We start from the raw sequence: 25,451 nt of genomic DNA, 5'->3' as shown, positions 1-25,451 counted from the left end.
TCGTTAAGCTATTCGTAGCGGTAACAGAAGCTGTAGCGGTTTGACTCTTTTCAACAGTAAAGTTGATAGGGTTTTGATTTAAGTCGTAATGTTTTGGAGCTTTCGTTTCGATAAACTGATAGTCACCAGGACGTAAATCAGAAACAGAGATTTTGCCATCTTTATCAGTAGTTAAATCAGTGCGAACGTCATTGCCGTTCATATCCACGATTTTAAATACTGCGCCTTTAAGAGCAGAACCGTCAATGTCATCTACTTTAGAAAGTTCCACAGCGCCTTTCGTTAAGCTATTTGTAGCAGTAACGGAAGCGATTTTTTCTTGTCCTTTTTTAATTGTGAACTTAATAGATGTTTCGTTTAAGTCATAATGAGTAGGAGCCTTTGTTTCGATAAACTCATAGTCTCCAGGTGGTAATTCATCCACAACTAAGCGGCCGTTTTTATCAGTAGTTAAATCAGTACGGACGTCGTGTCCATTCTTATTAACAATTTTAAATACAGCACCCTCGAGCGTTGTGTTTTCTTCAACATCATCAACCTTAATTAACTCCACACTACCTTTCGTTAAGCTGTTAGTAGCTGTAACGGAGACATGTTTTGTTTGACTTCTTTCAATTGTGAACTTAATAGGATCTTCATTTAAGTCATAATGTTTCGGAGCTTTCGTTTCAATAAATTGATAGTCTCCAGGTTGTAAGTCTTTAGCGATGATTTTTCCGTCTTTATTGGTAACTAAATTCGTACGAATATCGTTACCGTTAAGATCAGTAATTTTAAATACCGCACCTTCTAGCGTTTCTTTCGTATTTAAAGCGTCAATTTTCGTTAATTCAACGCCACCTTTAGTTAAGCCATTTTTAGCAGTAACAGAAACGTGAGTTGATTGGCTTTTCTCGATAGTGAAAGGAATAGGTGTTTCATTTAAATCGTAATCCTTCGGAGCTTTCGTTTCGACGAATTGATAATCTCCAGGACGTAAATTAGAAGCAGAAATTTTCCCATCTTTATCAGTAGTTAAATTCGTGCGAACAACTTTACCTTTCGCATCAATGATATTAAATACTGCATCAGAAAGTTTTGTATCTGGAGTTATATCATCCACTTTAATTAACTCTACCGCACCTTCAATTAAGCTGTTCTTAGCAGTGACTTGTAATTTCTTTGCTTGGCTTTTCTCAATTGTAAATTTAATCGGTGTAGCATCTAGTTTATAGTGCTTAGGAGCTGTTGTTTCAATAAATTGATAATCTCCAGGATGTAAATCAGAAATAGAAACTTTCCCTTTCGCATCTGTCGTGATGCCAGTGCGAACGTCATGCCCGTTCATATCAACAATTTTAAAGATAGCCCCTTCAAGAGCTGTACCGTCGATATCATCCACTTTAGAAAGCTCTACCGCACCTTTTGTTAAACTATTTTTAGCAGTAACAGAAATCGGTTCGGCTTGTCCTTTTTCGATAGTGAAAGGAATTGGTTCTTTATTTAAATCGTAATGTTTTGGAGCCTTTGTCTCGATGAATTGATAATCACCCGGACGTAGGTCAGGAACGCTAATTTTACCTTGTGAATTGGTAGTAAGACTCTTGCGAATTACAGTACCGTTCATATCAACAATGTTAAATACTGCGCCTTCAAGAGTAGTACCATCGACGTCATCCACTTTAGAAAGTTCAACGCCGCCTTTTGTTAAACTATTTTTCATAGTCACAGTAGCGATATTTTTTTGGCTTTTTTCAACGGTAACTACAATTGGTTTTTTGTCTAAATCATAATGTTTCGGAGCCGTTGTTTCGACAAATTGATACGTACCAGGACGTAAATTTTCAACAACGATTTTTCCTTCATTATTTGTTTTTAAATCTGTTTTAATCAATTTCCCGTTTTGGTCTAGTAGATTAAATACCGCATCAGAAAGTTTCATTTGATCGTTTAGATCATCTACTTTAAGTAGTTCAATACTACCTTGTTGTAAGCTATTTTTAGCAGTTAAAGAAATAGTTTTCTTTTGTCCTTTTTCAATAGTGAAATCGATTGGTGTTTCATCTAAAACGTAATGCTTAGGAGCTTTCGTTTCGATGAATTGATAATCACCTGGACGTAGGTCATCGATTTCGATATTCCCTTTACTATTTGTAACAAGGTTTTTATGAATTACAGTACCGTTCATATCAACAATGTTAAATACTGCACCTTCAAGTTTAGTGCCATCGATATCATCTACTTTAGAAAGTTCCACAGCACCTTTTGTTAGAGCGTTTTTAGCCGTAACATGAAGAGTTTCCGTTTGGCTTTTCTTAATTGTAAATTCAATTGGTGTTTTATTTAAATCGTAATGTTCAGGAGCGATTGTTTCAACGAATTGATACGTGCCAGGACGTAGGTTTTCAACAACAATTTTCCCTTCAGCATTTGTTTTTAAGCCTTCTTCAACTATCTCTCCGTCTGCATCTAATAAATTAAATACAGCATTAGCAAGCTTCGTATCAGTATCAATATCATCAATTTTTGTTAGTTCAACGCTACCTTTTTTCAAAGTGTTTTTACCTGTAACATTGATTTCTTTCGTTTGACTTCTTTCAATTGTAAATGGAATCGGTGTTTCGTCTAATACATAGTGCTCAGGAGCCTTTGTTTCAATGAACTGATAGTCTCCAGGACGTAAATCCGGAACGTAAATTTTCCCATTTTTATCTGTAACAAGATTTGTACGAACTTCATTACCATCCATATCAACAATTTTAAAGATTGCACCTTTCAGCATTGTACGATCGATGTCATCAATTTTCGTTAATGTGACTGCACCTTTCTTTAAGCTGTTAGTAGCAGTAACAGTAATGTTTTCTTTTTGACTTTTTCCGATAGTGAACGGAATAGGATCGTTGCCTAACGTATAGTCTTTTGGAGCTTTTACTTCAATAAATTGATAGTCACCTGGACGTAAGTCAGAAGCAGAAACTTTACCATGCTCATCGGTAGTTAATCCTTTACGAACCACTTTTTTCGTATCACGAGCATCAACAATGATAAATTCTGCACCTTCAAGAGTAGTGCCATCAACGTCATCAACTTTTGTTAAAGTAACGCCACCTGTAAGTAAACTATTTGTTACAGTGACAGGGACTGGAAGATCATCCTTGCTACCTTTTTTAATCGTGAACTTAATAGGCGTTTGATCTAATTTATAATGTTCAGGAGCTGAGGTTTCAATAAATTGATAATCTCCTGGTGCTAAATCAGGAATAACTAGTACTCCGTAATCATCTGTTTTTAAATCTTTCGCAATTTCTTTGCCTGTTGCGTCTTGTAATGTGAACACTGCGCCAGCAAGAGCGATACTACTTTCCACATCATCTTCTTTAATAAGTTTAACTTTTCCTTTCGTTAAACTATTTTTAAATGTAAGTGGAAGAAGTTTTTGTTGTCCTTTTTCGATGGTAAATTCAATAGGTTCTACATTTACATCGTAATAAGTTGGAGCCTTTGTTTCGATAAGTTTATAGTTACCAGGACGTAAGTCATCTACAACTAATTTTCCTTCACTATTCGTAACAAGGTTCGTATGAACATCTTCATTCGTATCTCTATTAACGATTTTAAATACTGCACCTTCAAGTGTTTCTTTTTCATCTGCAGCATTTACTTTTGTTAATTCAATACCGCCTTTAGTTAAGCTGTTTTTAGCAGTAACAGTAGCCGACGTTGTTTGACTTTCTGTAATTGTGAACTTGATTGGATTTGTATTTTTATCGTAATACTTCGGTGCTGTTACCTCGATAAATTTATAATCGCCAGGGCGTAAGCCAGTAGCGATAGCTTTACCATCCGCACCAGTTTTTATATTTTCGCGAATGACTTTCTTTTCATCATTAGCATCAACAATTTTAAATAAAGCACCTGCAAGAGCTGTACCATCGATATCATCAACTTTCGTTAATTCAACATCTCCTGGTTTTAAAGCATTTTCAGCTTTCACAAGTAGAGTTTCTTTCTGACTTCTATCGATTGTAAATTCAATCGGTTCTGCTCGTAAAACGTAATGTTCAGGAGCAGCTGTTTCAATAAATTTATACGTACCAGGACGTAGCTTATCAGCTTTTGTTTTTCCATCAGCATCTGTAGTTAGGTCAGTACGAACATCATTATTATTTACATCAACAATTTTAAATACGGCACCTTTTAGAGGTTTTTTATCACCGAATTCATCAACTTTTAATAATTCAACTTCTCCTGTTTTTAAACTGTTAGTTGCCGTAACAGTAGCAAATGACTGTTGGCTTTTATCGATTGTAAACTCGATAGGATTTGTATTTAACACATAATCCTTAGGAGCTTCTGTTTCAATAAATTTATACGTACCAGGCTCTAAGTCTTTAACAGTTACTTTACCATCCGCACCAGTTGTTACATTTTCGCGAATGACTTTCTTTTCATCATTAGCATCGACAATTTTAAATACAGCACCTGCAAGAGCTGTACCATCGATATCATCAGTTTTTGTTAAAGTGACGCCACCTTTAATGAGGTGATTTGTCGCAGTAACAGTAACTGCCTTCTTTTGACTTTTTACAATTGTAAACTCAATTGGTGTTTTATCTATGTCGTAATCTTTAGGAGCCTTTTCTTCAACAAATTGATAGTCTCCAGGACGTAAATCTTTTGCTTCGATTTGTCCTTGATCATTTGTCGTTAATTTTCCATAGCCGGGGATTATTTTGTTTTTTCGGTCCCGTACACTAAACTCTGCACCTGCTAAAGTTTTTCCATCTTTATCGACTTTTGTTAAAATGGCCGATCCTGGAATCAAACTGTTTGTTGCAGTTCGGTTTATTACTGTTGTTTGATCTTCTTTGATTGTGAATTGAATAGGTGTACTGTCTAATTTATAGTGCTCAGGAGCGGTTGTTTCTTGTAAGTAGTAAGTTCCTGGTTTTAAATTATCTACAGTAATTTGTCCTTGATCATTTGTTGTTAATTTTTCGTGTTCTAAAATTATTTTTTTATCTTTATCAAGTAGTGTGAAAACGGCACCTTGCAGTGTTACGTTTTTATTCAGGTCATCAGACTTTGTTAAAACTACTTTACCGACAAATTTCTTATTTGCAAGTTTATATGTTGTAGTCTCTTGTGAACCAAGTTCAACAATTTTTCCCTGTTTTAAATCCCAGCTAATTACATAGCCCTCAGGAGCTTTTGTTTCTTTTAATAAATATTTATCACGCTTTAAGTTATTAAACTTAGCAATACCATCTTTGTCTGTTGTTATTTTGCGGATAACGGTTTTTCCTGTACGATCATATAAAGTAAATTCTGCTCCGGACAATGGTACTTTCTTATTGTCGTTATCTACCTTTATAATTTCAAGGTTTCCGCGCCCTTTAGTAGCAGATCCTCCACCTGAACCGGAAGACATTCTCACTTCAATCGTTTCAACAGTTTCTGTATTCTTAACTGTTAACTGATTGCCAGCGATTTTTGCTTTATTACTCACTTTTTCTTTATCGTCTGCATTAATAAGTGAGCGATATTCTAAAATATAAGCTCGATCAATTTTTTTCAAGAAGGCAATTTCGAAATGTTGCTTTCCGGTATTATTGTCTGTTGTGATCGTTAACTTATAGTCTGTTCCTTGTTTTAATTCATTTGCTGTATCTTTTGTTACATTTCCATAGTAATCGACAGTTGTAGGATATAAGTGGAATGAATCTTCCACAAGTACTTGATTGTCTGTTGGATCGTCTGTTACAACTGCGTCTGCAATGGTCGATTGGCTTTCGTTAATTGCAATACTCCAATTAATATAGTTGTCATCTTGCACCGCTTTTTTAGTAACGAAACTGCCACCTTTATTTACTTGAGCGTCACCTTTAAGAGTGTTTACAATTTTAGAGCCATCTTTTAACTCTGCCTCGTTTTTGTAGGTGTTTTGAATAAGTTCACCATCAAGGCTTGTTTTAAAGATAATATAGTAAGGTGAATTAATTGATTGCTTGAAATGAACCTGTAGGGTGTTTTTATTTTTATCTGTAGGTTCTTCAAGTTCATACTGCTCAATTGGTACAGCATCACCAGGTCTTGCATTATTCGGGTTTCCATTTAAAATCATATGGCGTACTTCAATGGATCCTGGTACTAACTTTTGTTTATCTTGTATTACGTCTATAACATATGGATCTTTAATCTCAACATTATTATAATTAAAACCTATTATCCAAGTGATTTCTTTCGTTTGGGCGTTATAAGAACCGTATTTATATCCATTCGCCTTTGTGAAAGTATCAGGATCAAAGTCTGCTTCAACTTTATTTGATTGTGGATTGGACTCTGCATCTCTCCAAGATAGGTTACCTGTATTTTTAAATGAAGTTTTACCACTTTCTAGTTTTGTATAGTCAAAGTCTGTCGTATATTTTACGATTAATGTCTTTGTCATATTAGACTGATATGTACCTATAAGGGTAATTTTGAAACCTTTATCTGTTACATCTAAAACATAATCAGTCTCAGCCTGAAGGGTATAATCTCCGTCTTTAATTTCTAGTTTTTTATCTTTTAATTGTAATCCACCGTGGTCAAAGGTATCCGTAATGATCGCGTTGTTTAATGGATAGTTGTTATTATTTACCGTAATTGTCCAGGTTGTTGTTTTGTCTTTATAGTTTGTTTCAGCTTTATTATTAGATTTAATAATATTTTGCTGCTGGAAGCCAGCCTCATTTTCTTTACTTGAACCATTATCAGCTGTAACTGTATTCTTTATTTTTCCATCTTTTATGACATTATCAGTTGGCTTTGTTTTATAGGTAATTACATACGCACTATTAATATCTTCATTAAACTGTAAGTCGAATCCATTCTTCTTGTTAGTTACAGTGTAATTATTAACAGTGTCTCCTGTTATAAGCCTTCCGTTATCATCGTATGAAGCGTTTTTCACAACGATAGAATTTACATCTAGTTCATGTGTATCGTCAAAAATATCTTTTAAAAGTGCATCTGTTTTTTTGATATTTCTTTGATCACCGTTGTAAGTAATTGTCCATTCAATTGTTTGGGTCTTTGGATCATATTTACTTGTTTTGTTTAAATGTGTACCACGAGAGACTGTTACAGTAGAGCTTGCTTTTTGTTGCCCTTGATTATCACTCGTTATCGTAACGTTATTTTGGAAGCTTTTTACGTTTTCATCAGTGATTTTTGTGACATATTCGATTTGATATGCTTTTTTAATAGAATCTTTAAAAGCAATCTCCAATTTTGAACCATCTGATGAAATAATTTTGTAATCTGCTGGATCAGCTTCTTGACCACGTGTTGCATTCCCGTTAACATCAACTTCTAAATAATAAACTTTAATAGAATCCTTATTTAAACTTGTGCCTTGTGGGATGTTATCTTTAAAAACAGCGTTTTTAAGGGTGTCTTTCGTTTTGTTCATCTCTACTGTCCAATTAATCTCATTTGTATTAATTGGTCTATCAGGTAACCCTTTTTTATTTGTAGCCGTTTGTACATTAGGTTTAAAGTCAACTGTAATAGAAACATCTTTATCTTTAATTGGGAAAGGAATTTCCTGTGTTGTTGTACCCTTAATTTCAGCTTTATTAAATTCTGTCTTTAATTGTAGGTTACCAACAACATCTGGATGTTCTTCAACATAATCGTTGAATGTCATTGTGACTTTTCCATCTTTTGTAACAGTAAAATTACCAATTGGATTATTTTCACTATCGTATAAAGGGCTGTTAATTGTATTATAAATCTTAAAATGTTTAGGAAGATCAAAAATATAGTAATCTCCGCTTTTCACATTCATTGATTTTAAAAGTTCCCATGTAAACTCAATGTTGGCAGGGGAATCTGTACTTGGACGGTTATCCTCTGTAAATGGTTTTCCGTCTTTGTCCGTCAACTTTACACCCGTTAAAATGTTTGTTGTTATTTGCTTTGGACCTGAATTTGTAATCTCAGCAGGATCGCTTGCTAGATTTTGTTCTGGGTTATCAGCAGCAGGTTTAGTTGCTGGATTTTGTTCCGGATTGTCAGTAGCAGGTTTAGTTGCTGGATTTTGTTCCGGATTGTCAGTAGCAGGTTTAGTTGCTGGATTTTGTTCCGGATTATCAGTAGCAGGTTTAGTTGCTGGATTTTGTTCCGGATTGTCAGTAGCAGGTTTAGTTGCTGGATTTTGTTCCGGATTATCAGTAGCAGGTTTAGTTGCTGGGTTTTGTTCCGGGTTATCAGTAGCAGGTTTAGCTACTTGATCTGGCACTTGTTTATTAGTATCCTGTTTGGTTCCATCTTCTTTAGAATCTTCTACTTGAATAGGAACTGTTATAGGCTGAACCAGTGTTCCTAAAGGAAAAGCGATTTGAACTGATTTTTCTTCAGTCTTTAAAGTTGGGTTAAACACAGTATCAATTTTAATTTTTCCTTTAGCATCTTTCGAATTTTCTACTTGATCATTAAATATTAGTTTTAATTTATTATCTTTAGCTGTTATAAAATATTGACCAATATTTTTTTGATCTGTTACTAAATCTCCTTGTAAATCTTTAGATACTTTTAATGCAAGTGGTATTTGAATTACTGCTGTATCGTTTGCATGTACAACTTGTTGATCCTTTATTGACCAAGCATATTCTACTTGAATGGTTGATCCTATCTTTATTAAGTTTTTAGGATTTTTTGCTTCGTCAATAATATGATCCGTTGCATCTTTCATCTCAACAGTGTCAAATAATGAAGTTTCCTGTAAAGTCTCAGCTTTTGCCTGATTGTAAGGGAAACTAATAAACTGTGAAAATAGTACAAATACAATTAAACATATATTGAAAAGTTTTTTCATTTTGCCTCCTTTGAACATTCATTTGTTCACTGAGGAATATATTCCACATGAACAAATGGAATATAAAAAAAGTTAATTATTATAAAGTATTTGTTGCTACTATCCCTCCGTTTCTATGTACGTTCTCTGACAGAATAGATGTTTAATTAAAGGCATATATAAAGTAACGTAAAAATCTGGAATATACATAATTCGACAAAAAATGTCGAAAGTATGCTGATAAAAGGAACGATATCAGACCTTTATATACAAGAGCATTTTCTTGTGAATGTGTTATGAACTGGATAGTCATAAAGGTAGGTTTTACGATACATGCTAACCAAAGTAATGTATCCCAAGTTAAAAGTTTGTTTTTTGTTTTAAAATTATGTGGAAAAAATCTGAATAGGGTTGATTTTGGTTAGGGTGAAGACAATATGCACTTTGAAAATATTCATTTATGTAATATGAAATTGAGATAATTGTATCTTAAGAATGTCACTTATTACATTTATGAAAATTAACTTTCTGCCTAGAGAGAGTTGTACAATTTGTGGACCGAAGTTAAGATGGTACAGTTCCTTTTCGGATTTAGTGGAATATAAGTTATTTATAATATTCGGCTAAATCATTACTACGGTCATTTTTGAAGCTGTTTTACATAAGAAAAAAGAAGGTATCCCTTTTGATAATAGTGTTATCTTCTCTTAAAGATGATTATGAATAACCTTCGCTAAAGATTATATACTTAAATGATAAAGAGTTCAACAGCGGTTTAACAAATATTTTCCAAAAATTAAAAATGACCGTTTTAGTAGAAAAATTCTAAAAAACGGTCATTTTTAATTTTATATTTCTGTTAAAATAATCGGTTCGCCGCGAGTTACGACAACTGTATGTTCACATTGTGCAACAAGACTTTTATCAGGTGTAACGAATGTCCAACCATCATCGCCACGTTCGATAATGTGATCAGCTTTCATAGAAATAAATGGTTCTACAGCGATAACAAGACCGTCTTTTAGAAGCGCATTATCCATTGGGTCAAAGTAACTTAAAATATGGTTTGGTGCTTCATGTAAGCTAAGACCAATACCGTGACCAGTTAAATTTTGAATAACATTGTATCCATTTTTATGTGCAAAGTTTGAAACGGCACGACCAATTTGGTTTTGTTTTGAACCAGCTTTCACCTTTTTCATTGCTGCCCAAAAGGCATCAACAGCTGCTTGGCAAAGCTTTTCTTTTGCTTCATCTTCTCCCAGTACAAATGAAATACCTGTATCTGCATAATAGCCATCAAGTGCTGCAGATACGTCAACATTTACTAAGTCGCCTTCTTTTAATACACGATCACCTGGAATACCGTGAGCAACTTCTTCGTTTACACTGATGCAAGTTACACCAGGGAAATCATATTCTTTTTCAGGTGCAGAAATTGCACCATGCTCATCTAATACTTTTTTACCGATCAAATCAAGCTCTTTCGTTGTCATACCTGGCTTCGCTTCTTTTTTCATTTCTTCACGTGCAAGCGCAACGATGCGGCCGATTTTTCGTAAGCCTTCTAAATCTTGTTCATTACGAATAATCATGAAAACCACTGTCCTTCCTCGAATATATATCTTACCCGATTGTATCATGTTTATTTTCGTCCTGCTACTCGCTTGCAGTATGCGGGTTGATTCGTCTCATACGGAATACATGACAAATGTCATATCGATGTCATGACGCATCGTACTGTTTCCTAAGTTTTCCAAAGTTTACAATGTAAATATAAGAAACAGCGGGGGTGGAGAGATGAAAAAGATTATTGAAGTAAATAGTGTTTCTAAAACATTTAAACATAAAAGCGCAGTAAATAACGTTTCATTTCATGTGAATAAAGGAGAAATCGTAGCACTACTTGGACCAAATGGTGCAGGAAAAACGACGACGATGTCGATGATGCTTGGATTAAAGGATCCGACGGAAGGAACGGTTTCTATATTTGGAAAGAATCCAAAGCATAGAGATGTTCGTAATAGCCTAGGTGCGATGTTACAGGAAGTAAGTGTCATTGATAGCATTACAGTGGAAGAGGCAATTGAATTATTCCGTAGTTATTATACGAATTCGGTAGCGAAAGAAACGTTACTACAGTTATCAAATTTAGAATCGGAGCGAAAGCAAAGATGTGAGAAATTATCAGGTGGGCAAAAAAGAAGGTTAAACTTTGCACTCGCACTTGCAGGAAATCCAGACTTGTTATTTTTAGATGAGCCGACAGTTGGAATGGATATTACGTCTCGAAGAACGTTTTGGGAAACAATTCGAAAATTAGCAAGTGAAGGGAAAACAATTATTTTAACAACGCACTATTTAGAAGAAGCAGATGCATTGGCAAATCGTATTTTACTGTTTGCGAATGGAAAGATTATCGCAGATGGTACACCAGATGAGATGAAAGCAACGATTTCTCGAAAAACGATTTCATTTTATTCGAAAGAAAAAATTCCTAAGAGTTTACTAAAGGAATTGCCGAATGTAACAGAAGTACAGTCAAATGAAGGACGTTTCATCTTAACAACTGAGGATACTGATGCAACTTTACAAGCAATTTATAAAAGGAATTTACCTGTCACAGACGTTTCTGTTGAACGTGGAAGTCTTGATGAAGCATTTGAACAGTTTGTCGCAAATCAGAAGGGGGAAATAGCATGAAAGCGCTATGGATGCAATGCAAAATAGAAATTTTACGTACATTCCGCAATAAATTATTTATCTTTTTCTCATTATTAATGCCTGTTATGTTTTATTACATTTTCACAAACGTTATTCAAGTACCGCAAAACGGTGATGCATGGAAGGCGCATTATTTAATTTCAATGGCTACTTTCAGTATTGTAGGGACTGCGTTGTTTAGTTTCGGTGTAAGAATTTCTCAAGAAAAAGGGCAGGGATGGACACACCTTTTAAAAATTACACCGCTTCCAGAAGGTGCATATTTAACAGCAAAGATCATCGCTCAAACAGTAGTAAATGCTTTTTCAATATTAGTTATCTTTATTGCAGGGATATTAATTAATCATGTGGAGTTAACGGTAGGGCAGTGGATTGGTGCTGGATTATGGTTATTGTTAGGGGTAACACCATTTTTAGCACTTGGAACAGTAATTGGTTCTATTAAGAAGGCGGATGCAGCTGCTGGCTTAGCAAATATTTTAAATATGAGCTTAGCTGTAATTGGTGGGCTATGGATGCCGATTGAAGTATTTCCAAAAATATTGAGAACAATTGGTGAATGGACACCGACATATCATTTCGGAAGTGGTGCGTGGGATATTGTAGCTGGAAAATCAATTGGATGGGAAAATATCGCGGTACTAGGAGGTTATTTCCTTATATTTGTTGTAATATCAATATATATAAGAAAAAGACAGGAAGCGGTATAAATGTTAGAGAAAAAGAGGATTGAGATTTTTCCGAAACATATGGGTTTTTTCCCGTATATGTGGTTCGTTTATCTATTATTTCCAATTTACCATTTAGTGCAGGCGTCAGGGTGGAAGCTTATAATTGGGAGCGGTATGTTGATAATTTTTATTATCACATACCGTCAGCTTTATTTTGTGCAGAGGACGTTTATTTTTTGGGCATGTATTCAAATGATACTCATCTTTTTATTTTCCGTATTTTATAACGCTTTTATGATATTTTTTGGTTTTTTCACAGCAAGTGCGATGGGATTTGCACCAAGTAAAAAAGTATTTCGAGTATTATTAGGACTGTTGATTACAATGCTTGGAGCATTTATATTTGTATATTTTAATCGGCTATCCACTACAAGTTTAGTAAATATCATTCCAATGTTTATTTTAATGCTTCTTACACCATTTGGTATGCGCAACTTTAATCAGAAAAAGATGTTAAGAAATCAATTAAATGAAGCGAATGAGCAAATTAAAGACTTAGTAAAACGTGAAGAACGGCAGCGGATTGCAAGAGATCTTCATGATACGTTAGGGCATACATTATCACTCATTACTTTAAAAAGTCAGCTCGTGGAGAAGTTAATTGTAAAAAATCCGGAGCGTGCAAGTACGGAAGCGAAGGAAATTACACAAACATCTCGCACTGCTTTAAAGCAGCTAAGGGAATTAATTTCTGATATGCGTATGATTACAGTAGAAGAAGAGCTTGAGCAAATAAAAGCAATCTTACAAGCGGCTAATATTGGATTAGAGATCAAACAAGAAACGAGTGCGAGTTCGTTATCACCAATTGAACAAAATATTTTAGGAATGTGTTTACGTGAGGCTGTGACGAATGTTGTAAAGCATAGTAAGGCGACGCGTTGCACAGTTTCTGTACTGGAATCACAAGGTGAATTAATTTTGACAGTAGAAGATAATGGAGTTGGTTTAGCGGATCAAAACCACGATGGAAATGGCATTCGTGGTATGAAAGAGCGTATTGCTCTTATTGATGGGTTTGTTGAACTGGGCACGATCAATCCAGGGACACTATTAACAGTAAAAGTTCCAGTTGTTATTCGAACAGGAAAAGATGAGGTGAGGGCATGATTCGAATTATTATTGCAGAAGATCAGCGGATGCTTCGTGGTGCATTAGGGGCCCTGCTTGATCTAGAAGATGATATTGAAGTAATTGGGCAAGCTGCGAACGGGGAAGAGGCGCTAAAACTAATCGAATTGCTAAAACCTGATGTAAGCATTATGGATATCGAAATGCCAATTCAAAGTGGATTAGATGTTGCGGAAACGTTAAAGAAAGAAAAGTCAGCATGCAAAGTAATGATTTTAACAACATTTGCGCGCCCTGGATATTTTGAACGAGCAATGAAAGCTGGCGTGCACGGATATTTATTAAAAGATAGCCCAAGTGAAGATTTAGCTGCATCGATTCGTAATGTAATGAAAGGAAAACGAGAGATTTCTCAAGATTTAATGTTCGGCTTATGGCAGGAGCAAAATCCGTTATCAGATCGTGAAAAAGAAGTATTGCTACTTGCGAAAGAGGGAAAGACGGCAAATGAAATCGCCAAGGCACTTTATCTTTCACCTGGTACAGTGCGTAATTATATTTCTGAAGTATTAACGAAGCTTGATGCGAAAAATAGAATTGAGGCAATTACAATTGCGGAAGAAAAGGGATGGATATGAAAAGAAGTTTACCTATGAATGGTAAACTTCTTTTTTCTTGTACACAGCATTTTCGTTAGAGCGTTTCGTCTTAGTCGCATCGCTCGGAATTTGAAGTATATCGCGTAATTTAGATTTTACTTCATTTTTCGACAAAAAATTTGTTATAGTAAGATTAGGTTGTTGGTCTAAATTTTGGACAACATTACCACTAACAGTTATAATTACTCCATTTTTATCTACTTTTACAATAAGATCTTGACCATATACTTTATAGTTTTTGTAAGTTTGTGCAAGGTGAACTTCGGTTTGATTTTCCTTTATTTCTTTATTTGTAGGTTCGGAATCTACATTCATTTCAGCTGTCACTCACTCTTGTTGAGCTTAGCCTCTTTTATCTTACCTTTTAAATACTTTTTCGCTATATTTTTTTGTATTATTTTGAGGTTTTGTTAATTTTTTAATCGTTAAACGAGGCTGAGCAATCTCAACTTTCACTTTGTTTTTGTCTAATTCTGGGATGTGAATAGCTTTTGCTGATAAAGGACAAAGAATACCGAATGTAACGAAAGCACGGACAAGTTTTCTATAATTTATCTATAAAACGTCTAATCTATTATTGTATGTGAGATGAATTGTATGGAAAATTTGCCGGATTTTATATATATTATGCATTATTTCATGTCAAAAATTGTCGAATTCACATTATTGTAGTGGTATGACAACTTAACAAATTAGATTGTTATAATGGGATGGTGAGTAAGTATGCACGCAGAAAAATTAGGAAATGAAATTAAGAAAATTAGGACGATGAGAGGATTAACACAAAAACAGTTATCCGAGAACATATGTCATCAATCGGAAGTGAGTAGAATTGAATCGGGCGCGGTATACCCAAGTATGGATATATTGCAAGGTATCGCAGCAAAATTACAAGTTCCCATTATTCATTTTTATGAGGTACTCATTTATTCTGATATTGAGAGGAATAAGCAGTTAAAAGATCAAATTATTATGCTTTGTAAGCAAAAGAAATATAAAGAAATTTATAATAGAGTATGGAATGAGTTGAAAAAGGAAGAATATCACCCCGAGCTTCAGCAATTTCTTCAATGGCAATATTATGTAGCTGCTTACATATTGAAAAAAATCGATTACGAATATTGTATTTTAGAATTAAAGAAATTGCTCAATCAACAATTGGCAGGAATAGATGTATATCAGAGTCTTTATATTGAAAACGCAATTGCAAACATTTATGCTGAAAATGGCTATTTGAAGAAGGCTATTGATTTATTTGAAAATATATTAAAACAATTAGAGGCATTGCATGATAATAAAGAATTTGATGTGAAGGTGAGGCATAATCATGCAAAAGCATTATTCTCAGATAATCAATACGAAGAAGCGCTTTGTCACGCAAATAGAGCTATTGAACTATCGTGTCAAATTAATAGTATGACATTAATTGGACAGTTATACTTTCGAAAAGGTCAATGCCTAGCAAAGCTAGGGTGTGATAGAGCGGAAATTGAAGATGCTTACGAAAAAGCGTGCTTCTTTTTTGATATATTAGGAAACCATACGTTAAAAGAATCAATTATAAAAAAAATGAAGAAATGAAAAGGACCTAAAAAACAAATATGCATAATTGCATAATATATGGATAAATTTTCATGATATATTTAAATAAAAAATGCGGGTGATGGAATATGAAGAAACTACTTATTGGTAGTATATTAACGTTAGCGATGGCATGGGGTATTTCATTAGGAGATACAGCATTAGAGAAAAGTCAAATAATTTCTCACAGTGATCAAGAGGTACAATTAGCTGGAGAGATACCTTATGAATATTAAAAACAACCGTCTTACTTAGACGGTTGTTTTTTTGTGGAGTAACCTCCAAACGTCTTTATTAGAAACAGGCTTGCTAATAAAGAATCCTTGAATGTGGTCACAGTTTTGTTCATATAAAAACTTCCATTGTTCTTCGGTCTCTACACCTTCTGCGATAACCTCTAAATTTAGTTCTTTTGATAGTGTAATAATGGAAGAAATAATCGCTTCCTCTAAAGGGCTAGTTGTAATTCCGCAAATAAATTCTCGAGCAATTTTTAATGTGTTGATTGGATATTTTGTTAAATAAGCTAAAGAACTATAACCGGTTCCAAAGTCATCAATTGAAATTTGAATACCGAGGTTTTGAAGCTGTTCTAGTTTTGCAACTACAGATTGATTTTGATTAATGGCGATACTTTCTGTAATTTCAATATCTAGTGCTTCTGGTTTTAACTCTGTTTCTTCTAAAACCTTTGAAATAGTTGGGATTAAATCTGCATGGTTAAATTGAACAACAGATAAATTCACACCGACTTTTAAGTGAGAGAAACCTTGATTATGCCATCTTTTTGCTTCTAAGCAAGCAGTACGTAAAATCCAATTTCCAAGTTCAATAATAAATCCAGTTTCCTCTGCTAGAGGAATGAATTGGGCAGGAGATACGATGCCGAGTTTTGGATGCTTCCAACGAATTAATGCTTCAAAACCGATAATTTGTTTTGTTTTTGTGCTTACTTGCGGCTGGTATTCAAGGAAAAATTCATTTTGTTGTAATGCTTTTGAAAGTTCTCCTTCTAAGAAGTTACTCTCATTTTGAGCGATACTCATTTCTTTTGAGAAGAAAACAAATCGGTTTTTTCCATTTGCTTTCGCGCGATACATAGCCATATCAGCATTTTTCATTAATTCTGTTACATCAGTTCCACAATCAGGGTACATCGCAATTCCGATACTTGGTGTAATAGACAGTTCTTCATCTTTAATGAAGAATGGTTTGTTTAAAATATTTAAAATTTGTTCAGCTATAAAAGCCGCACTTTTTTCTGAGTACATATCTGGTAATAGAATTGTAAACTCATCTCCGCCTTGACGAGCAACGACATCCTTTGAACGTAAGCAACCACGTAACCTTTTTGCGACTTCAATTAATAATAAGTCTCCGATGCCATGACCGAGTCTATCGTTAATTTTTTTGAATCGATCTAAATCAAGGAACATGACGGCAACATCATTTGCGCTAGCCTGAGCTGTATTTAAAATATTTTTTAAATCTTTTTCAAACTTGCGGCGATTTGGTAATCCGGTAAGTGCATCATGAAAGGCTAAATGTTCTACTTGTTTTTGTTTTTCATATAAAGTTGTAATATCACGTGCTATACCGAACATCCCGACAACTTCTTTGTTTATGAAAGTAGGGATGAGTGTAATGTGAAGGTAATAGTAATAACCTTCTTTTTCTTTTGTACGAACTTCTAAAGTTTGTGGGCTACCTTCTTTCGTTAGTTGTAAAGCTTTCTGTAGTAAATCATGGTCTTTTGGGTCAATAAAGTGTAAAAGAGAATAGCTTTCTACTTCACAATAGTAGGCAGTAAATAAGCTTTCACAAGCTGTATTAGATTGTTGGAAAATACCATACATATTTAAAGAGAAAACAGCATCCGGGTGATCTTCGAATAAAGATTTATAACGTTGTTCACTCTTTGATAACGCAGATGCCCCTTCTTCTACTTTGCCTTCTAGTTGTGTAGTCAGCTGTTCGTATGTATCGATTAGTGCCTGATTATCTTTCCACATATAAAGTTGTCGTAAGAATAATAAGATGAGTGATAATACTAGACCGATTAACATGAACTTATCATCCCAAGGTTGAAAGATAATAAAAGAAAAAGTAATGATTATACTAAAATAGGGTAATATGAAGCGCACATAATCAAATCGATAATACTTTGTTTTCGTTTCGTGCTGTATTGGTTTATCTAAAATATATAGTATGGACGACAAACCGATTAATAAAATTGAAGCAGTATGTATTAAGTAAGAGACTTCAGAAGAAGGTTTTATCCCTGCGTTTAATTGAAACAGGTGTATATATCCGTACACGAGTATAATAGTAAAGCCGATAATTAATGAAATTCTGCTAGAAGAATATTCTTCTCTTCTATATAGACTAATTACGGCGTAAATTACTAATGATTGTGCAATAAAATATCCAATTAAAACCCAAGTATCTGTTGTTAACATACGAAAGCTTGAAATGTCCAAAATAAAAGTTAAGGTAAAATAAATATTCATAATAACGATAAAGATGCTATCGAATGAAAATTGAGCTAGTCCTCTAATAGAGTAATGTTTTATGAACTTTATAGCAAAGCCAGAAAAGAGCAAAATATATTGTACGATAAAAAAGGGCAATGCCTTATATGAGAATATGACTTGGTCATATATAGAAAGTGAATGAAGAAATAGAGTTATCTCCATTGTCAATCCACATAGGCAAGTGCATAGTACTAAAACCCAAAATAATTTGTCACCGCGCTTCATTTTCTTAATTGCTTTATATAGGCAATAGCAAGAAAAGAGTGTAGCGAAACAAAATAAGAAGAGAATTCCAATTTCTTTTATATTTAATTCCTTAGGGATAAGAAATATCCAAAGAGAAAATATAATTATGTACATCGTGACAAAGTGTACGTATTTTTTTTGATTAATCATATTATGACTCCGTTTCAATAAAGTTGAATCACAGGTGGAAAATGCTAATTCCAATCATAGCATATAAAATAGGGTGTTTTTTACTAAAAAAATTACTTTTTTTGAAAAAAATAGCTCAACATTACAATTTACCATTGTAATGTTGAGCTACTTATTCTTTTTATCCCTCTTATAGAGGATAATTCATGTATGAATTGCAGCATCGCTAAATCTTTCTGTTTACTTTCAATCATAATATCGAAATTATGATTGATTTTTTTTGCAACGTGTAAGAAAGGTTTAATAAATTCTAAATCAATATATTCCGCGTGAGCCCTAAATTCTTTTTTTGATTTAGGAGAGGAAATGTGAACTTTAGGAACGATATTTGTATGTGACCAAGTTTCAAAAATTGCAGGAAGCAACTCTTCTAACGGTTCCTCGCAAAGATTTGCCATGTGATGGTGATAATCAAATACGAATGGGATCTTTTCTTTTTGGCAAATAGATAACGTTTCAGCTGTTGTATATGTTTTATCATCATTTTCAAGTGTCATTTGCTTTTTTATATGTGCAGGAAGTTTTTTTATGTTTTCATGGAAACGCTCGATTGCTTTTTCTTTATTTCCGTAGGCCCCACCTACATGGATGTTAATATAAGAAGAATCTGCAATGCCTATTGCATCTAATACTTTATAATGATAGGTCATATCTGTAATAGCGTTAGTCGTAATATGTGGTTTGTCGCTTGTAAATAGTGTAAATTGATTTGGATGAAAACTTATTCTTAAATTATGTTCTTTAATTAATGCCCCAATTTTACGCCAAAGCGGTGTAAATGCCCCGATATAATCAAACTCGACTTCGGGATGTGTTGCAAGTGGGACGATGGAAGAAGACAAGCGATATAACGGAATTTCATGAGCTATATTGTAATGGAGAATACGTATTGTATGCTCAAGATTTTGTTTTGTAACATCGTATAATTTATCTTCTCGCTCTTGTTTACTGAGCTTTTGAAAGCTTGTAAATGTTATCGTTTTAGCCGGAGAGCAGTCCCAGAGTGCCATTGCATGTGAGACATATCCGAACCGCATAATCATAATGAATACACATCCTTTATGCATTATCTTTCCTATAGGAAGAAAGCGAGTATTGTTCCTATCCATTCTTTTCCTCTATCAATAAGAGAATGCGGGCTAACATCTTTAAAGGAAAGTAATGATGCGTTTCCTAGATCCTTATGGAATTTGTTTCTTACTGTTTGTATAAAATGTTTATCATATAAAAGGCAGTTAATTTCATGGTTAATATATAAACTTCTCATATCAAAGTTTGCAGTTCCGATATCACAAATGTAGTCATCAACTATAATAACTTTAGCGTGAAAAAAACCTTGTTGAAATGCGTAAATATTACATCCAGCTTGTATTAACTTTCGGCAATACGGGAATTTTGCTTCTCGAACAAGGGCATGATCCGCTTTTTCTGGAACGAGAATCGTGATTTGAACCCCGCGTTTTCGTGCTTCTAATAATGCGTTCATAATTTTCCTTCCAGGAATGAAATAGGGTGTACCGATAAAGAGTTCCTTTTTTGCCCCTTCAATTAAATGTAAAAAAGTATGTTGTAAATAGGCACCATCAGTCGGAATAAATTGATGTTGGATAGTACCGGGTTGCTGTTTCGGAAAATAAAGAGAAGCGTCCAATAAATTTTGGTTTGTATCATCAAACCAGTCATGTAAAAATTGCTTTTGTAAATCTTGTACTCCTTCGCCTGTAAGACGTAAATGATAGTCCCTCCATAATCCTAACCGTTCATTATGTCCCAAATACTCTTCACCAATATTAAATCCCCCAATGTAACCAATTTTCCCATCGATAACTGTAATTTTTCTATGGTTTCTTTGATTTGCAGAAAAGAAAGGAAAAGGAAACTTTACTTTGTGACAAAATGAAAAAGAGACACCATGTTTTTGCAGGGAGCGAATGGCCTCGTTTGATAAATGATGGCTTCCCAATCTATCGAGTAAAAGTCTTACTTCAATTCCTTCCTTTGCCTTATCAATAAGTAACTTTAAAAATTCCCGGCTGATTTTATCGTTCTTTACAATGAAGAACAAAACATGCACATGGTGTTTCGCCTGTTTTATATCAGTAAATAGAGTGTCATACAAATCTTTTCCGTATGTATAAAGGTGAAAATCACTTTGACGTAAAGGGAAAGAACGAGAACGTACACGCCTTAAATGAACAATTCTCCCATAAGAAAGATCGATTATAATCCAGAGAGCAATACCTATTAATAAGAGAGGTAAGAAGAACATGAGCAAATTCCCTCCTTCACGGTCTTTTCACCATTCGTTTTTTATAAATAAAACATTCATATTATCCTGTTATTTGCAGGCTAATAATCAGTAGGGAATAAATACCTTCTACTGATTAAAGTTTCACTTTATAGTTTCACCGAAATAAACAGCTTTATGAAAAAATATGTTGTTGTATAACAAAAAACTGTTGACTGAATGCTCACTCATTATATAATGAAGATAGGGGATAAAATTCAGAAAATTATATGTTTTTGAAGATTCTAAAAAAGAAAGAGGGCTTACAAAGAGAGGGGTAGCATAAAAATGAATAGCTTACTGATCATGAATTGGCTGGCTGCCATTGCTGTTATTGCTTATGCGGGATATTTGTTTGTGTATCTTATACGAACGAGGATGGCCTACATACAGTTAGGAAAAAAGATTGAATTTGACCGTCGTTTTAAAGAGCGTTGGGATCTCCTTAAGGTCAATGTTTTCGGTCAGAAAAAGCTGCTGAAAGATAAAAAGAGCGGCATTATTCACGTTATGTTCTTTTACGGATTTATTCTTGTCCAATTTGGAGCAATTGACTTCGTTTGGAAAGGACTCGCACCAGGATCACATCTTCCACTTGGACCACTATACCCTGCATTTACATTCTTCCAGGAAATTGTCACACTTGTTATTTTAATTGCAGTCTTTTGGGCTTTTCATAGACGCTATGTTGAAAAGCTAGTTCGTTTAAAACGTAATTTCAAATCAGGTCTTGTTCTTATCTTTATTGGTGGCTTAATGATTTCTGTGCTACTCGGTAATGGAATGGGAATTATATGGCATGGCGAGGAGCTTTCATGGAGTGAGCCAATCGCTTCTGCAATCGCTTACGTTTTCTCAGGGATAAATGAAACCGCAGCCATTTCTGTTTTCTATTTCTCTTGGTGGGTGCATTTACTAATTTTGTTAACGTTTTTAGTTTATGTTCCACAATCAAAACACGCGCATTTAATTGCTGGACCAGCTAACGTTTTCTTCGGTCGTCTTTCAAATCCAGGGAAACTTGAAAAGATTGACTTTGAAGATGAAACACAAGAAACATTTGGTGTTGGTAAAATCGAAGACTTTAGACAAAATCAGCTTATTGACTTATACGCTTGCGTAGAGTGTGGTCGTTGTACAAATATGTGTCCGGCAACAGGAACAGGGAAAATGTTATCGCCGATGGATTTAATTTTAAAACTTCGCGATCATTTAACTGACAAAGGAGCAGCAGTAACATCAAAAGCGCCTTGGGTTCCAGTAGTTGCTTTTAATAATACACAAGGAAATCAGTTAGCGATGATGGCAGCTGGGAAAGGGCAACAAGAATCAGCGGCTGCAACACTCGCTTACGATCCAAGTTTAATCGGGGATGTTATTACAGAAGAAGAGATTTGGGCTTGTACAACGTGTCGTAACTGTGAAGACCAGTGTCCGGTTATGAATGAGCATGTTGATAAAATTATTGATTTACGCCGTTATCTCGTTTTAACAGAAGGAAAGATGGATGCGGAAGCACAGCGTGCGATGACAAACATCGAGCGTCAAGGGAATCCGTGGGGTCTAAACCGTAAAGAGCGTGAAACTTGGCGCCAAGGTGATGATGAAGTAACGGTTCCAACTGTAAAAGAAAAATCGAAAGCTGGCGAGGAGTTCGAATATTTATTCTGGGTTGGTTCAATGGGATCATACGATAACCGTAGTCAGAAGATTGCGATATCATTCGCGAAGTTGATGAACGAAGCAGGCATTTCATTTGCGATTCTCGGTAATAAAGAGAAGAACTCTGGAGATACACCGCGCCGCCTAGGAAATGAATTCGTCTTCCAAGAGATGGCGACAAAAAATATCGAGGAATTTGAAAAAGCAGGAGTGAAGAAAATCGTTACGATTGACCCTCATGCTTATAACACATTTAAAAATGAGTATCCAGACTTTGGCTTGCAAGCAGAAGTCTATCATCATACAGAACTGTTAGCTCAGTGGGTGAAAGAAGGACGCTTAAAACCTGTTCACGCTATTGAGGAAACAGTTACGTACCATGATTCCTGTTACTTAGGAAGATACAACGAAGTATACGAAGCCCCGCGTGACATTTTGAAAGCGATTCCTGGTGTGAATCTTGTAGAAATGGCACGTAACCGTGAAACGGGAATGTGCTGTGGAGCAGGTGGTGGCTTAATGTGGATGGAGGAAACAACAGGTTCTCGTATTAACGTTGCTCGTACAGAACAAGCGCTAGCTGTGCAACCATCCATTATCGGTACAGGTTGTCCATATTGCTTAACGATGATTAGTGATGGGACGAAAGCGAAAGAAGTAGAAGAGAAGGTTCAAACGCTTGATGTAACAGAGATTTTAGAACGCTCTGTTATCGGACAGAAGAAAGAAGCGATGTAATCTGCAAGCATGAATACAACTTTAGAGAGAGGTGCAATCATTGCACCTCTTCTCAGCGTAACAATGCCGAGCAAGCGCTCGGTGCTAAAAAAAGAAATGGGGGAAAGAAACATGAGTAAAACAGTTATTTTAAGTGCTGCAAGAACACCGGTGGGGAAATTTGGAGGATCTTTAAAAGATGTAAAAGCAACAGAACTTGGAGGAATCGCAATTAAAGCAGCGCTTGAAAGAGCGAATGTTTCAGCTAGTGATGTTGAGGAAGTTATATTCGGAACGGTTATTCAAGGTGGACAGGGACAAATTCCATCACGCCAAGCTGCAAGGGCTGCTGGAATCCCTTGGGAAGTGCAGACGGAAACTGTCAATAAAGTTTGTGCATCAGGGCTTCGTGCGGTGACTTTAGCGGATCAAATTATTCGTACTGGCGATCAATCACTAATTGTAGCTGGTGGTATGGAGTCGATGAGTAACAGTCCTTACATTTTACGAGGAGCAAGATGGGGATACAGAATGGGTAACAACGAAGTCATTGATTTAAACGTTGCTGACGGTTTAACATGCGCATTTTCAGGTATACACATGGGTGTTTATGGCGGAGAAGTTGCGAAGGAGGATGGAATTTCTCGCGAAGCGCAAGATGAATGGGCATATCGTAGCCATCAGCGTGCAGTTTCAGCGCATAAAAAAGGACGTTTTGAAGAGGAAATCGTGCCAGTAACGATTCCACAAAGAAAAGGCGATCCTATTGTCGTTGCAAAGGATGAGGCGCCGCGTGAAGATACAACAATTGAAAAACTAGCAAAATTAAAACCTGTATTTGATAAGACAGCTACGGTGACAGCTGGTAATGCACCAGGGCTAAACGATGGTGGCGCTGCACTTGTATTAATGAGCGAAGACAGAGCGAAGCAAGAAGGAAGAAAGCCGTTAGCGACAATTTTGGCACATACAGCAATTGCAGTGGAGTCTAAAGATTTCCCGAGGACGCCAGGTTATGCAATTAACGCATTGCTTGAAAAAACAGGAAAGAAAATTGAAGACATCGATTTATTTGAGATTAATGAAGCATTTGCAGCGGTAGCAATTGCAAGTACAGAAATCGCAGGAATTGACCCAGAAAAATTGAATGTAAATGGCGGCGCAGTGGCGATGGGACACCCGATTGGAGCAAGCGGAGCGCGCATTATCGTTACATTAATCCATGCACTTAAGCAACGCGGCGGTGGAATTGGAATTGCTTCGATTTGTAGTGGTGGCGGTCAAGGCGATGCAGTGATGATTGAAGTTCACTAATTAAGATTAGAAGATATATAGTTTATTAAAAATTAAGGGGGAAGAAGAAATGGGTGTACAAAAAATTGTTGTAATTGGTGCAGGACAAATGGGGTCAGGAATTGCGCAAGTATGTGCAATGGCAGGATATGACGTGAAGGTACAAGATTTAAAACAAGAGCAATTAGATAGAGGATTGGCTATCATTACGAAAAACTTAGCGCGCCAAGTAGAAAAAGGACGCATGAAGGAAGAAGAAAAAGAAGCAACTTTAAATCGTCTTACAGTAACGCTTGATTTAGATTGTGTGAAGGAAGCGGATCTTATTATTGAAGCAGCTGTTGAGAAAATGGATATTAAAAAGAAAATCTTTGCGAATCTAGATGAAATTGCTCCAGAACACGCAATTTTAGCGACGAATACGTCATCCTTGCCAATTACAGAAATTGCCGCAGTAACGAAGCGCCCGGAAAAAGTAATCGGTATGCACTTTATGAATCCCGTTCCGGTTATGAAACTTGTTGAAATCATTCGTGGTTTGGCTACAGATGATGCGGTATACGAAACAATTGAAGATATTACGAAGAAGATTGGGAAAGTACCAGTTGAAGTGAATGATTTCCCAGGATTTGTATCGAACCGTATTTTATTACCGATGATTAACGAAGCGATCTATACGTTATATGAAGGTGTAGCGACGAAAGAAGCGATTGATGAAGTAATGAAACTTGGTATGAATCACCCGATGGGCCCTTTAACGCTCGCTGATTTTATCGGTTTAGATACATGTTTATACATTATGGAAGTGTTGCATGAAGGCTTAGGTGATAGTAAATATCGCCCATGTCCATTGCTACGCAAGTACGTAAATGCAGGATGGTTAGGACGTAAAACAGGTCGTGGTTTCTACGTTTACGAATAAATTCCCCTTTGTTA

The 25,451-nt window shown here is 35.3% G+C and carries 15 protein-coding genes; 9 read left to right on the top strand and 6 right to left on the bottom strand.

All coding sequences use genetic code 11. From position 1 onward, the window contains the following. Both AC0L0O_RS24115 and map read right to left on the bottom strand, forming a co-directional pair. On the bottom strand, positions 1-8,842 hold an 8,842-nt coding region (locus AC0L0O_RS24115), incomplete at its 3' end, for a SpaA isopeptide-forming pilin-related protein (RefSeq protein WP_473786155.1). A gap of 827 nt (positions 8,843-9,669) precedes the next feature. After that, complete coding sequence (gene map / locus AC0L0O_RS24110) at positions 9,670-10,464, bottom strand: type I methionyl aminopeptidase (RefSeq protein ID WP_002096176.1); 795 nt, start codon at positions 10,462-10,464, stop codon at positions 9,670-9,672. A 157-nt stretch (positions 10,465-10,621) separates the two neighbouring features. On the opposite strand from map, the gene AC0L0O_RS24105 reads away from it, so the two are divergent. The 4 genes from AC0L0O_RS24105 to AC0L0O_RS24090 are packed head-to-tail and all read left to right on the top strand — an operon-like array spanning position 10,622 to position 13,985. Next, entirely contained in the window at positions 10,622-11,524 is a 903-nt protein-coding gene (locus AC0L0O_RS24105) for an ABC transporter ATP-binding protein (protein ID WP_272183281.1), read from the top strand. Beyond that, positions 11,521-12,255 (top strand): ABC transporter permease, encoded by a 735-nt coding sequence (locus tag AC0L0O_RS24100; RefSeq protein WP_000646283.1) that lies wholly within the window; start codon positions 11,521-11,523, stop codon positions 12,253-12,255. The genes AC0L0O_RS24105 and AC0L0O_RS24100 overlap by 4 nt, the downstream gene beginning before the upstream one ends. Then, positions 12,256-13,386: a sensor histidine kinase gene (locus tag AC0L0O_RS24095; RefSeq protein ID WP_000890394.1), complete on the top strand. Its 1,131-nt coding sequence runs from the start codon at positions 12,256-12,258 to the stop codon at positions 13,384-13,386. It begins immediately after the preceding gene. Continuing rightward, positions 13,383-13,985 carry a response regulator transcription factor gene (locus AC0L0O_RS24090; protein WP_000619239.1) on the top strand — a complete coding sequence of 201 codons (603 nt, stop codon included), beginning with the start codon at positions 13,383-13,385 and terminating at the stop codon, positions 13,983-13,985. Before AC0L0O_RS24095 ends, AC0L0O_RS24090 begins: the two co-directional genes overlap by 4 nt. 12 nt (positions 13,986-13,997) lie before the next feature. On the opposite strand, the gene AC0L0O_RS24085 is transcribed toward AC0L0O_RS24090, so the two are convergent. Beyond that, the gene (locus AC0L0O_RS24085; protein ID WP_038357227.1) at positions 13,998-14,321 is read right to left on the bottom strand and encodes a bacillolysin; all 324 of its coding nucleotides are present in this window, start codon (positions 14,319-14,321) and stop codon (positions 13,998-14,000) included. A 408-nt stretch (positions 14,322-14,729) separates the two neighbouring features. On the opposite strand from AC0L0O_RS24085, the gene AC0L0O_RS24080 reads away from it, so the two are divergent. Beyond that, positions 14,730-15,587, top strand: coding sequence for a helix-turn-helix domain-containing protein (locus tag AC0L0O_RS24080; protein WP_000542901.1), 858 nt, complete (start codon positions 14,730-14,732; stop codon positions 15,585-15,587). Positions 15,588-15,676: 89 nt separating this feature from the next. Beyond that, on the top strand, positions 15,677-15,823 hold the full coding sequence (locus AC0L0O_RS24075; protein ID WP_000734719.1) for a quorum-sensing peptide PapR: 147 nt from the start codon (positions 15,677-15,679) through the stop codon (positions 15,821-15,823). Between the two features lie 15 nt (positions 15,824-15,838). Here AC0L0O_RS24075 and AC0L0O_RS24070 read toward each other — a convergent pair whose 3' ends face one another. The 3 genes from AC0L0O_RS24070 to cls all read right to left on the bottom strand — a co-directional run bounded on the left by AC0L0O_RS24070 (position 15,839) and on the right by cls (position 20,825). Continuing rightward, complete coding sequence (locus AC0L0O_RS24070; protein WP_428889153.1) at positions 15,839-18,517, bottom strand: DUF4084 domain-containing protein; 2,679 nt, start codon at positions 18,515-18,517, stop codon at positions 15,839-15,841. 128 nt (positions 18,518-18,645) lie between these two features. Beyond that, the gene (gene uvsE, locus AC0L0O_RS24065) at positions 18,646-19,599 is read right to left on the bottom strand and encodes a UV DNA damage repair endonuclease UvsE (protein ID WP_000605874.1); all 954 of its coding nucleotides are present in this window, start codon (positions 19,597-19,599) and stop codon (positions 18,646-18,648) included. 32 nt (positions 19,600-19,631) lie between these two features. Continuing rightward, a complete protein-coding gene (cls, locus tag AC0L0O_RS24060; protein ID WP_242282394.1) occupies positions 19,632-20,825 on the bottom strand; it encodes a cardiolipin synthase in 1,194 nt (397 codons plus the stop codon). Positions 20,826-21,131: 306 nt separating this feature from the next. On the opposite strand from cls, the gene AC0L0O_RS24055 reads away from it, so the two are divergent. The 3 genes from AC0L0O_RS24055 to AC0L0O_RS24045 are packed head-to-tail and all read left to right on the top strand — an operon-like array spanning position 21,132 to position 25,437. Next, positions 21,132-23,243 (top strand): (Fe-S)-binding protein, encoded by a 2,112-nt coding sequence (locus tag AC0L0O_RS24055; protein WP_001086787.1) that lies wholly within the window; start codon positions 21,132-21,134, stop codon positions 23,241-23,243. A 9-nt stretch (positions 23,244-23,252) separates the two neighbouring features. Further along, positions 23,253-24,536, top strand: coding sequence for an acetyl-CoA C-acetyltransferase (locus AC0L0O_RS24050; protein ID WP_428889154.1), 1,284 nt, complete (start codon positions 23,253-23,255; stop codon positions 24,534-24,536). A gap of 49 nt (positions 24,537-24,585) precedes the next feature. Beyond that, the gene (locus AC0L0O_RS24045) at positions 24,586-25,437 is read left to right on the top strand and encodes a 3-hydroxybutyryl-CoA dehydrogenase (protein ID WP_000538860.1); all 852 of its coding nucleotides are present in this window, start codon (positions 24,586-24,588) and stop codon (positions 25,435-25,437) included. Positions 25,438-25,451: the final 14 nt, after the last annotated feature.

It is taken from the genome of Bacillus sp. GS3m_15504 (assembly GCF_055825275.1).
This window is presented reverse-complemented; position numbering and strand designations above follow the sequence as displayed.

Coding starts and splice junctions, on each gene's coding strand:
- AC0L0O_RS24050 (WP_428889154.1), top strand. CDS start 23,253: ATGAATACAACTTTAGAGAGAGGTGCAATCATTGCACCTCTTCTCAGC.
- AC0L0O_RS24070 (WP_428889153.1), bottom strand. CDS start 18,517: ATGATTAATCAAAAAAAATACGTACACTTTGTCACGATGTACATAATT.
- AC0L0O_RS24100 (WP_000646283.1), top strand. CDS start 11,521: ATGAAAGCGCTATGGATGCAATGCAAAATAGAAATTTTACGTACATTC.
- AC0L0O_RS24095 (WP_000890394.1), top strand. CDS start 12,256: ATGTTAGAGAAAAAGAGGATTGAGATTTTTCCGAAACATATGGGTTTT.
- uvsE (WP_000605874.1), bottom strand. CDS start 19,599: ATGATTATGCGGTTCGGATATGTCTCACATGCAATGGCACTCTGGGAC.
- map (WP_002096176.1), bottom strand. CDS start 10,464: ATGATACAATCGGGTAAGATATATATTCGAGGAAGGACAGTGGTTTTC.
- AC0L0O_RS24090 (WP_000619239.1), top strand. CDS start 13,383: ATGATTCGAATTATTATTGCAGAAGATCAGCGGATGCTTCGTGGTGCA.
- AC0L0O_RS24045 (WP_000538860.1), top strand. CDS start 24,586: ATGGGTGTACAAAAAATTGTTGTAATTGGTGCAGGACAAATGGGGTCA.
- AC0L0O_RS24105 (WP_272183281.1), top strand. CDS start 10,622: ATGAAAAAGATTATTGAAGTAAATAGTGTTTCTAAAACATTTAAACAT.
- AC0L0O_RS24080 (WP_000542901.1), top strand. CDS start 14,730: ATGCACGCAGAAAAATTAGGAAATGAAATTAAGAAAATTAGGACGATG.
- AC0L0O_RS24085 (WP_038357227.1), bottom strand. CDS start 14,321: ATGAATGTAGATTCCGAACCTACAAATAAAGAAATAAAGGAAAATCAA.
- cls (WP_242282394.1), bottom strand. CDS start 20,825: ATGTTCTTCTTACCTCTCTTATTAATAGGTATTGCTCTCTGGATTATA.
- AC0L0O_RS24055 (WP_001086787.1), top strand. CDS start 21,132: ATGAATAGCTTACTGATCATGAATTGGCTGGCTGCCATTGCTGTTATT.
- AC0L0O_RS24075 (WP_000734719.1), top strand. CDS start 15,677: ATGAAGAAACTACTTATTGGTAGTATATTAACGTTAGCGATGGCATGG.